The 8577-nt window shown below is 75.1% G+C and carries 9 protein-coding genes and 1 pseudogene; 6 read left to right on the top strand and 4 right to left on the bottom strand.

Features of this window, described 5'->3' with window-relative positions:
• Positions 1-97 precede the first annotated feature (97 nt).
• From B0E53_RS30080 to B0E53_RS30070, 3 genes are all read right to left on the bottom strand, one after another.
• The gene (locus B0E53_RS30080; protein ID WP_107079090.1) at positions 98-919 is read right to left on the bottom strand and encodes a DUF692 domain-containing protein; all 822 of its coding nucleotides are present in this window, start codon (positions 917-919) and stop codon (positions 98-100) included.
• Positions 916-1824 (bottom strand): TIGR04222 domain-containing membrane protein, encoded by a 909-nt coding sequence (locus tag B0E53_RS30075; RefSeq protein ID WP_107079089.1) that lies wholly within the window; start codon positions 1822-1824, stop codon positions 916-918. Before B0E53_RS30075 ends, B0E53_RS30080 begins: the two co-directional genes overlap by 4 nt.
• A gap of 100 nt (positions 1825-1924) precedes the next feature.
• On the bottom strand, positions 1925-2497 hold the full coding sequence (locus B0E53_RS30070) for a TetR/AcrR family transcriptional regulator (protein WP_091320811.1): 573 nt from the start codon (positions 2495-2497) through the stop codon (positions 1925-1927).
• Between the two features lie 105 nt (positions 2498-2602).
• Between B0E53_RS30070 and B0E53_RS30065 the strand changes: the two genes are divergently transcribed.
• The 3 genes from B0E53_RS30065 to B0E53_RS30055 all read left to right on the top strand — a co-directional run bounded on the left by B0E53_RS30065 (position 2603) and on the right by B0E53_RS30055 (position 5249).
• Entirely contained in the window at positions 2603-3457 is an 855-nt protein-coding gene (locus B0E53_RS30065; protein ID WP_246835674.1) for a carbon-nitrogen hydrolase family protein, read from the top strand.
• A 56-nt stretch (positions 3458-3513) separates the two neighbouring features.
• Positions 3514-4158: an HAD family hydrolase gene (locus B0E53_RS30060; protein WP_107079087.1), complete on the top strand. Its 645-nt coding sequence runs from the start codon at positions 3514-3516 to the stop codon at positions 4156-4158.
• A gap of 161 nt (positions 4159-4319) precedes the next feature.
• Positions 4320-5249: an RIO1 family regulatory kinase/ATPase gene (locus B0E53_RS30055; protein WP_107079086.1), complete on the top strand. Its 930-nt coding sequence runs from the start codon at positions 4320-4322 to the stop codon at positions 5247-5249.
• Between the two features lie 64 nt (positions 5250-5313).
• On the opposite strand, the gene B0E53_RS30050 is transcribed toward B0E53_RS30055, so the two are convergent.
• Positions 5314-5562: a DUF2630 family protein gene (locus B0E53_RS30050; protein ID WP_107079085.1), complete on the bottom strand. Its 249-nt coding sequence runs from the start codon at positions 5560-5562 to the stop codon at positions 5314-5316.
• Between the two features lie 445 nt (positions 5563-6007).
• Here B0E53_RS30050 and B0E53_RS30045 point away from each other — a divergent pair, with 445 nt between their 5' ends.
• From B0E53_RS30045 to B0E53_RS30035, 3 genes and pseudogenes are all read left to right on the top strand, one after another.
• Entirely contained in the window at positions 6008-7321 is a 1314-nt protein-coding gene (locus B0E53_RS30045; protein ID WP_189198439.1) for a cytochrome P450, read from the top strand.
• A complete protein-coding gene (locus tag B0E53_RS30040; RefSeq protein WP_107079083.1) occupies positions 7318-8193 on the top strand; it encodes a terpene synthase family protein in 876 nt (291 codons plus the stop codon). The genes B0E53_RS30045 and B0E53_RS30040 overlap by 4 nt, the downstream gene beginning before the upstream one ends.
• Before the next feature lie 65 nt (positions 8194-8258).
• A pseudogene (locus B0E53_RS30035) lies at positions 8259-8577 on the top strand (prenyltransferase); the annotation flags it as partial.

Genomic DNA, 8577 nt, shown 5'->3' with positions numbered 1-8577 from the left:
GCCTCGACCGGCGCGGGGGCGAACCCGGCCGGCAGCGGCCCGCCGGCCACCAGCGCCGCGACCAGTTCCGCCTGCCGTGCGGCCAGGTCCCCGCCGGTCATGTGACCACCGGGTACCCGGAGGCGGCGGCGAGGGCGTCCAGCTCACCGCGCAGCTCGGCGGCGGGCGGGTAGTGGCCGTCGCGCTCCAGCAGCAGCGCCGGGGGCCGGCGCCGGCCGCACAGCTCGCGGACCAGGTCGAGCACCTCGGCGGGGACCGGATCGGTGTGCGTGTCGTGGTAGAAACCGCCCTGCTCGGCGCCGCCGGCCACGTGCACGTAGGCGATCCGGTCCAGCGGCAGGCGGTCCAGCAGGGCGGCCGGGTCGCCACCCCGGTTGCGGGCGTTGGCGTGCACGTTGGCGACGTCGAGCAGCAGCAGCGCCCCGGTGGCGTCGAGGATCTCGGTGAGGAAGTCGGCCTCGTCCAGCTCGTCGTCCGGCCAGTCGAAGAGGGCGGCGATCGGCTCCAGCGCCAGCGGAACCGGCAGCTCCGCCTGCGCCCGCCGCACGTTCGCCACCACCGCGGCCACGGCCTCCCGGCTGCGCGGCAGCGGCAGCAGGTGACCGGCCTCCAGGCCGCCGGCCCGGACGAACGCGATGTGCTCGCTGACCAGCGGCGCGTCCAGCGCCGCGGCCACACCGGCCAGGTGCGCCACCCGGGCCGGGTCCACCGGTTCCGCGCCGCCGAGGGAGAGCTTCACCCCGTGGGGTACGAGGGTGACGCCGCGCCCGCGCAGCTCGGCCAGGCCGTCCGGGAGCGGCCCGGCCGGGGCGACCATCTCCGCGACCACCTCGACGAAGCGGAGCCCGGGCAGGCCGGCCACGAAGCCGGCGATCTCCGGCCGCCATCCGATGCCCACCCCGGACGGGCCGGTGGTCATCCGCCGCACCCGCCGCCGCCGCAGCCGCCCCCGCCCCCGCAGGAGCTGCCCCCGCCGCACGAGCTGCCCCCGCCGCACGAGCTGCCCGAGCTGCCCGAGCTGCCGCTCGCCCCCATCGCCTGGCGCTGGATCTCGGCCTGCTCGGCGAAGCCCGGATCCATGCTCCAGAGGGTGGCGGTGCCGAACAGCGCCACGCCCATCGCCGCGTCGGACGGGCCGTAGGTGGCGTACGCCGGTGCGGCGGAGGGGCGCAGCCAGGTGTGCTGCCGGCGCAGCTCGCGCAGCGCCTGGTTGGCCGCCCGGGTGCGCCACGGCACCCGGTTGAGCAGCACGAACGCGATGAAGAGCGGCACCAGGGTGAGCATCAGCCAGCCGGCGGGCCGGCCGTTGGAGATGCCGAAGAAGGCCCGGACGAAGCCGAGCGCCAGCAGGGCGCCGATCAGCATCGAGCCGCGGCGCAGCGACGCTCGCCGCTCCTTGTCCAGCGCCAGGCCCCGCCGCACCAGCCCGTCGCGCAGCTCGTCGAGGGCGCGCCGGACCCACTCGTCCCGGCCCAGCTCCCGGGAGCGCAGGCCCCGGCTGGCCGCGTGGTGGATCGCCTGGTCGAGGGGGGTGACCCCGGCGGGCAGCGGGTTGCCGGTGGTGAGCCGCCGGTCGGGGCGCACGCCGACCGCGCCGGCGCGGCGCAGCCCGCCGAGCGCCGTCCAGACGGCGAGCTGCTCGCCCCCGTTGAGGTACGCGGCCTGCTGCGGCCCGAGCGGCCCGGCGCCCTGTACCGGGGTGCCGGCCAGCGCGCGCCACCGGTACACCAGGGTGCCGACGACCAGTACGACGGCCGCCACGAGGTACCAGCGGAGGAAGACGGGGCCGGGGATGCCCCAGGTGTCGCCCGCAAGGACGGTCATGCTCTGCTCCTGTCGCGAGGGGTCGCGGCTCATTGTGGAGCAGGTGCGCCAGCGGTGATCTTTCCGGCCGGTCGAGTTACCGGACCGAGACCCGGACCGGTCAGTGCCGGCGGACGGCCTCCTCGACCAGGTCGAGCACCCGGCCCAGGTCACCGGCGGGACGGCCCATCGCCAGGTGCAGCACGAGCCCGTCGTACGCCAGCTCCAGGAACTGGGCCAGCACGTCGATCGGCACGTCGTCGCGGAGCACCCCGGCCTCCCGCTGCCGCAGCAGGCGCTCCCGGGTGGCCTCGGCGATCGCCGCCGAGCGTTCCGCCCAGCGCTTGGCGAACGCCGGGTCGGTGCGCAGCCGCCGGGAGACCTCAAGTTGGCTGCCGAGCCAGCCGGTGGTGTCCGGGGAGATGGCCCGGGCCAGCAGGTCCCGCATCACCTGGACCAGGCCGTTGCGGGCCACGGTCTCCACCATGACCGCGGCGTCGTCCTCGGCGACCGCGAGGAAGAGCGAGTCCTTGTCCCGGAAGTGGTGGAAGATCGCGCCCCGGGACAGCCCGGTGGCCTCCTCGAGGCGGCGGACGGTGGCACCCTCGTAGCCGTGTCGTGCGAAACACGCCCGCGCGGCGCCGAGGATCTCCTGCCGGCGCGCGTCGAGCTGGTCCTGGCTTACTCTGGGCACGTCACGATCGTTCCAGGTGGACCCGGTCGACGCAAACCGTACGTACGGCTTGAGATGCGGTTTCGCATGATCCTTCCGGTCGGCCCCGCCGGTTACCATCCTCCGGTGACCCAGGCCGTGCCCCTCCCCACCCGTCCGCTGACCGTGGCCACCGTGCAGGCCGAGCCCGTCCCCGGTGACGTCGCCGGCAACGCCGCCACCGCCGCCCGCCTCGTCGGCCGGGCCGCCGGCGCCCGGGTGGTGGTGCTGCCGGAGCTGTTCCTGCCCGCGTACCACCCGCCGACCCTGGGCGCCGACCCGGCCGGCACCGACGTGGCCGCCGACATCGAGGGCCGGGTCGACGACCCGCGACTGGACCCGCTGCGCGTAGCCGCCCGCGACGGCGCGACGAGCGTGGTGATCGGCGCGGCGGTCCGCCACCCCGACCGGCGGCGCACCATCTCCTCGCTGGTGGTCGACCCGACCGGTGCGGTCACCGTCGGCTACGACAAGCAGCAGCTCTGGAGCGGCGAGCGCGAGCTGTTCGTCGCCGGCCTGCGGGGCGCCACGCTGCTGGTCGACGACTGGCGGTTCGGCCTCGGCATCTGCTACGACGGCTGCTTCCCCGAGCACGGCCGGGCCGCCGCCGACGACGGCGCACACGGCTACCTCTGCCCGAGCGGCTACCTGGCCGGCTCCGAGCACCGCCGCGACCTCTACTACGCCGCGCGCGCCCTGGACAACACCATGTACGTGGTCTTCGCCAACTCGGTCGACGGCGCGGACCCGTGGCGGTTCAACGGCGGGGCGGCGGTCTACGAGCCGGAGGGCCGGGCGCTGGTCCGGGGCGCGGACACCGGCGAGGAGGTGCTGGTGGCGACCCTCGACCCGGCCGCCCTCGGTGCCACCCGGGCGGCCCACACCATGCTCGGCGACCGCCTGCCCGACCAGGGGCTCGCCCGTACGACGCTCGTCGGCTGACGGCCCGGTGCTCTCGGCCCTGTCGGTGGCGCACCCCGGTCCCGTAGGGTTCCCGAGTGCCGTTGCTCCTGCTCGATCTGGACAACACCCTGCTCGACCGCGAGGGGCCGTTCCGCGCCTGGGGTGAGCGGTTCCTGGACAGCATCGGCGCGCCGCCCACCGACATCGACTGGTTGCTCTCCGTCGACGCCGACGGCCTGACCGACCGGTGGGACGTCGCGGACGCCATCCGGGACCGGTACGGGCTGCGCATCCCCTCCATCGACCTGGTCGAGGAGCTGCACGACGGCGTGGTGGCGTTCACCCGGTTGGACCCGCTGGTGGCGTGCGCGCTGCGGATCGCCGACGACGCCGGCTGGATGCCGGTGGTGGTCACCAACGGCACGTCCCGCCAGCAGGACGCCAAGATCCGCCAGACCGGGCTGGACCGGTACATCGCGGACTGGGTGATCTCCGAGGAGGCCGGGGTCAGCAAGCCCAACCCGCGGATCTTCGCGCTGGCCGCCCAGCGGGCCCGGATGCCGCTGCGCGGCGCCTGGGTGATCGGCGACAGCCCGGAGGCGGACATCGGCGGCGCGACCGCGGTCGGGCTGCCCAGCGTCTGGCTGCACCGCGGGCGCCGCTGGTCGGACACCCGGTTCGCGCCCACCCGCACGGTGGACGGGCTGATCGCCGCGGTGGCCGCCGTCCTGGCCGGCTGAGCGGTAATTCGGTTGACCCGCCCGGGGCCGCCCGTGACCATGGTGCGGCGCGAGGGCGCAGCCGGGCGGTGCCCGGTCGAGGAGAGGAGGTCGGTCATGGCCGTCATTGCAGGGTCGAACCACCTGCCTCCACCAGCCTCGATCGAAGGACCGATCCACCCGTGCGCGATCACGACTTCCCGGCGCCGCAGCGCCGTGGCCGCGGCAAGAGCCGCTTCGACGACGACGAATCCACCTTCCTGAAGCGGGGCCGGCACGCCGAGCCGGCTCTCGCCGACCCCGACACCGAGCCGGACGGGGAGGACCGCTGGTCCTCCTGGGACCAGGCCGTGCACGGGCCCGAACCCCACCCGGACTGGCTGGTCACCGAGTTGGCCGCGAAGGACACCGAGCTGGGTGTGCTGAAGACCGGCAAGGAGGCGGACGTCCACCTGGTCCGCCGGGCCGTGCCGGACACCGGCCGAGGCTGCCTGCTGGCGGCCAAGCGGTACCGGGACCCCCAGCACCGCCTCTTCCACCGCGATGCCGGCTACCTGGAGGGGCGCCGGGTGCGCCGGTCCCGCGAGATGCGGGCGATGGCCGGCCGGACCTCGTTCGGCCGCCAGGTGATCGCCGGGCAGTGGGCGGCGGCCGAGTTCGCCGCGCTCGCCCGGCTCTGGGAGATCGGCGCCGCCTCCGGGCGGATCGCCGTGCCCTACCCGGTGCAGCTGCTCGGCACCGAGTTGATGCTGGAGTTCGTGGGGGACACCGAGGCGGGCCAGGCCGCGCCCCGGCTGGCCCAGCTCCGGCCCGAGGGCGCCGAACTGCGCGACCTCTGGGAGCAACTGGTCGACGCGCTGGTCGTGCTGGCCCGCGCCGGGTACGCCCACGGCGACCTGTCCCCGTACAACCTGCTGGTGCATGCCGGGCGGCTGGTCATGATCGACCTGCCGCAGGTGGTCGACGTGGTGGCCAACCCGCAGGGCGCGGAGTTCCTGACAAGGGACGTCCGGGTGGTCGGCACCTGGTTCACCGCCCGCGGCCTGCCCGCCGCGGACACCGACCCGGAGGCGCTGACCGGGGTGCTGCTGCGGGAGGCCGGCCTCCGCTGAGCGCGTCGCGTCCCGGGCGGGTGACCGCCCGCCCGGGACGCCGGCGCCGACCCCCGGCCCGGGGTCACTGCAGGTAGCGCTCGACCTCGGGCACCGGGCGCTGGCCCTGGGCATCCGGGTCGCCGTGCGCCTGGCGTGCCGCCCGGCGGCGGCGGAGCAGGTCCCAGCACTGGTCGAGGGACTCCTCCAGGGCCCGTAGCCGCTCCTTGGCCTCGTCGTCGGTGCCGGCCTCGTGCTCCTGCGCGGCCGCGCGCAGCCGGTGCTCCTCGTCGACGAGTTCGGAGATCCGGCTCAGGATGGTCTTGTCGTCCATGCCCGAAGCTTGGCACAGGGGGCGGGCACGCGCCCGCGTTCTCCCCAGTCGGCCGGCAGGAGTTGATCGAGCTGGCCGCCGCCCGCGTGGCGGGCGGCTCGGCCGGCCGCGGCCGGCGGGTCGACGGGCGGTGCCGGCCGGACCTGCGCCGGAGGCCGGCCGCCGAGTCCACGGTGGAAGGCGGCCCGCGCCGGAAGCCTTCCGGTGTGGCGCATATCCCACGCGATCCATTGTCGACGGCGGGACTGTTGTTCAGTGAGATATTTTCCTTTCCGCCTTTTGATCCGTCGTTCAGGATGGCATGCTCGCGAGCAACGTCACGGGTCATGACGTTGTCGCGACCCTGGGTAGAACTGAGGGAGCCATTCACGTGGACGAGTCGCCGGTCGCGCCCCGACCCACCGGGCGGCCCCACCCCGTTCCCCTGCGGCAGATCCTGCCCGGCATGCTCCGCGACCCGGCCCGCGCGCTGATCGACGTGGGCAACCGGACCGGGGGTGATCTCGTCCGGCTGAACCTGGGATCGTTCCGCCCCTACCTGGTCACCCACCCCCGGCACGTCCAGCACGTGCTCCGCGACCGGGCGGACAACTACGAGCGGGCCGGCGACGGACTGTTCTGGCGCCCGGTCAAGCGGCTGTTCGGCGAGGGCATCCTCGGCGAGGGGCAGATCTGGTCGGCCAGCCGCCGGATGCTTCAGCCGATGTTCACCGCCAAGCGGGTGGAGGCGCTGATCGACGGCATGGCCGACGCGGTCCGGGACGCCGTCGACGAGCTGGACGAGCCGTTCCGCGCCGGGCGTGCCGTCGACATCGGCGCCGAGCAGGCCCGGATCGTCAGCCGGGCGATCATGCGGGTGCTCTTCGCCGACAAGATCTCCGTGCCGGACGCGTTGCGGGTGATCGACGCCCAGGACGTCATCGCCACCGCGGTGATCCCCCGGATCGTGGTGCCGTTCGCCCCGCTCTCCCTGCCGATGCCGGGGGACCGCCCGTTCCGCCGCGCGGTCCGCGTCGTCGACGAGGTGCTGGTGCCGATCGTCCGGGAGACCCGGGCGGTGGCCGACCAGGGCGACGACATCATCTCCACGCTCTGGCGGGCCCGGACCGACGACGGCCAGCAGCTCGACGAGCGCCAGGTCCGCAACGACACCGTGGCCATGTTCGCGGCCACCACCGAGACCACCATCAACGTGCTCACCTGGGCCTGGCCCCATCTGGAGCAGCGGCCCGACGTCGCCGACCGGCTCTACGCCGAGATCGACCGGGTGGTGGGCGGCGAACCGGTGCGCCGCGAGCACCTCGCCGAGCTCACCTACACCCGGATGGTCCTGGACGAGCTGCTCCGGCTCTACCCGATCGGCTGGATCATCCCGCGCCGCGCGGTGGCCGCCGACGTCATCGACGGCGTGCCCATCGAGGCCGGGGCGACCGTGGTGGCCAGCCCGCTGATCACCCAGCGGATGCGGCAGTTCTGGGACCGGCCGGACGAGTTCGACCCGGAACGGTTCCGGCCCGAGCGCGTCCGCGCCCGGCACCGGTACGCACACTTCCCGTTCGGCGGCGGCCCGCACCAGTGCCTCGGGATGTACCTGTTCTACCTGGAGGCGCAGCTCATCCTCGCCACGATGCTCAGCCGCTACCGCTTCCGGTTGCGCCGTCCCGGCGTACCCGGGCTGCGGCTGGCCGCGGCGCTGCGGCCACGGGGACGGGTCGAGCTGACCCTGCTCGCCGCCGACCGGCGGGCGGAGCCGGCATGACCGGCGGGGAGGTACCGGATCCGGTCGCCGCCGCGGCGGAGCAGGGGCGGATCTGCGCCCTCGCCGCCAAGGGCCAGCGTGACCTCCAGCGGTGCGCCGCCGGGCACGCCGAGCTGTTCCCCGGCCGGCCGTTCGACGCGACGTTGTTCAGCAGCATCGCCCTCGCGATGGCGTTCAGCGCCCCCTGGTGCACCGCCGAGGAGCTGGCGCTGACCAACCGGGCCGTGCTCTGGGGCTTCGCGGTCGACTGGCAGGTCGACCACCTGGCGGCCTCCCGGTCGGAGGTCGACCGGGTCGTCAAGACCTGCCTCGCCGTGGTCGACGGCGCCGCCCCCGACGACCCGCTGGGCCGGTTCCTCGCCGAGCTGCGCGACGACCTGGCCGCCACCCCCGCCTACGCCGAGCTGCGCGGGCCGTGGCGGGACGCGATGGAACGCACCCTGGACGCGATGGCCCGCGAGTGGGAGTGGAAGCAGGCCGACCACCCCGCCCTCGCCGACTACCTGGCGAACGCCGACAACCTCGCCGCGACCGTGGTGAACGTGGCGCACTGGATCCACACCGGGGACCCGGGCACGCACCGCGAGCTGCCCCGGCTCGTCGCGGTGAGCGACGAGGTGCAGCGGGCGCTGCGGCTGGTCAACGACCTCGGCACCCACCGGCGCGACCGGGAGTGGGGCGACCTCAACGCGCTGATGCTGGTGGACGACCCGGTGGAGATCGAGCGACGCCTGGCGGAGCAGGTCGACCACTGCCGCCGGCTGCTGGCCGACCTCGCCCCCGCCTGCCCCCGGCAGGCCGACTTCCTCGCCCGGCAGCTCGGCTTCACCAGCGGCTTCTACCGGCTCACCGACTTCTGGGGCGCCCAGTGAGCCTTACCGCCGGGCCCGCGCCGGTCACCCACCCCGGCGACGCGCGCGCCGCGCAGGCCCGGGACCTGGTCGCGGCCATGGTGGACAACCCGGCGGGGGAGACCTCGGCGTCGGTCTACGAGACCGGCCGGCTGGTCGCCCTGGCGCCCTGGCTGCCCGGTCACGACGTCCGCGTCTCCTGGCTGCTTGACCGGCAGCGCGGCGACGGTGGCTGGGGCGGCCCCGACGGGTACGCCCTGGTGCCCGCGCTGAGCGCCACCGAGGCCCTGCTGACCGTGCTGGGCCGGGGCGACCAGGGTGCGGCCGGGGCGCTGGCCGGCGCCGCGCACCGGGGGCTGACCTTCCTGGCCGGCGCCCTCGACGCCGGCGCCCCGCCCGACCTGC

Origin of the sequence: Micromonospora sp. MH33 (assembly GCF_003013775.1) — a bacterium.
GTDB classification, from domain to species: Bacteria; Actinomycetota; Actinomycetes; order Mycobacteriales; family Micromonosporaceae; genus Micromonospora; species Micromonospora fulviviridis.
This window is presented reverse-complemented; position numbering and strand designations above follow the sequence as displayed.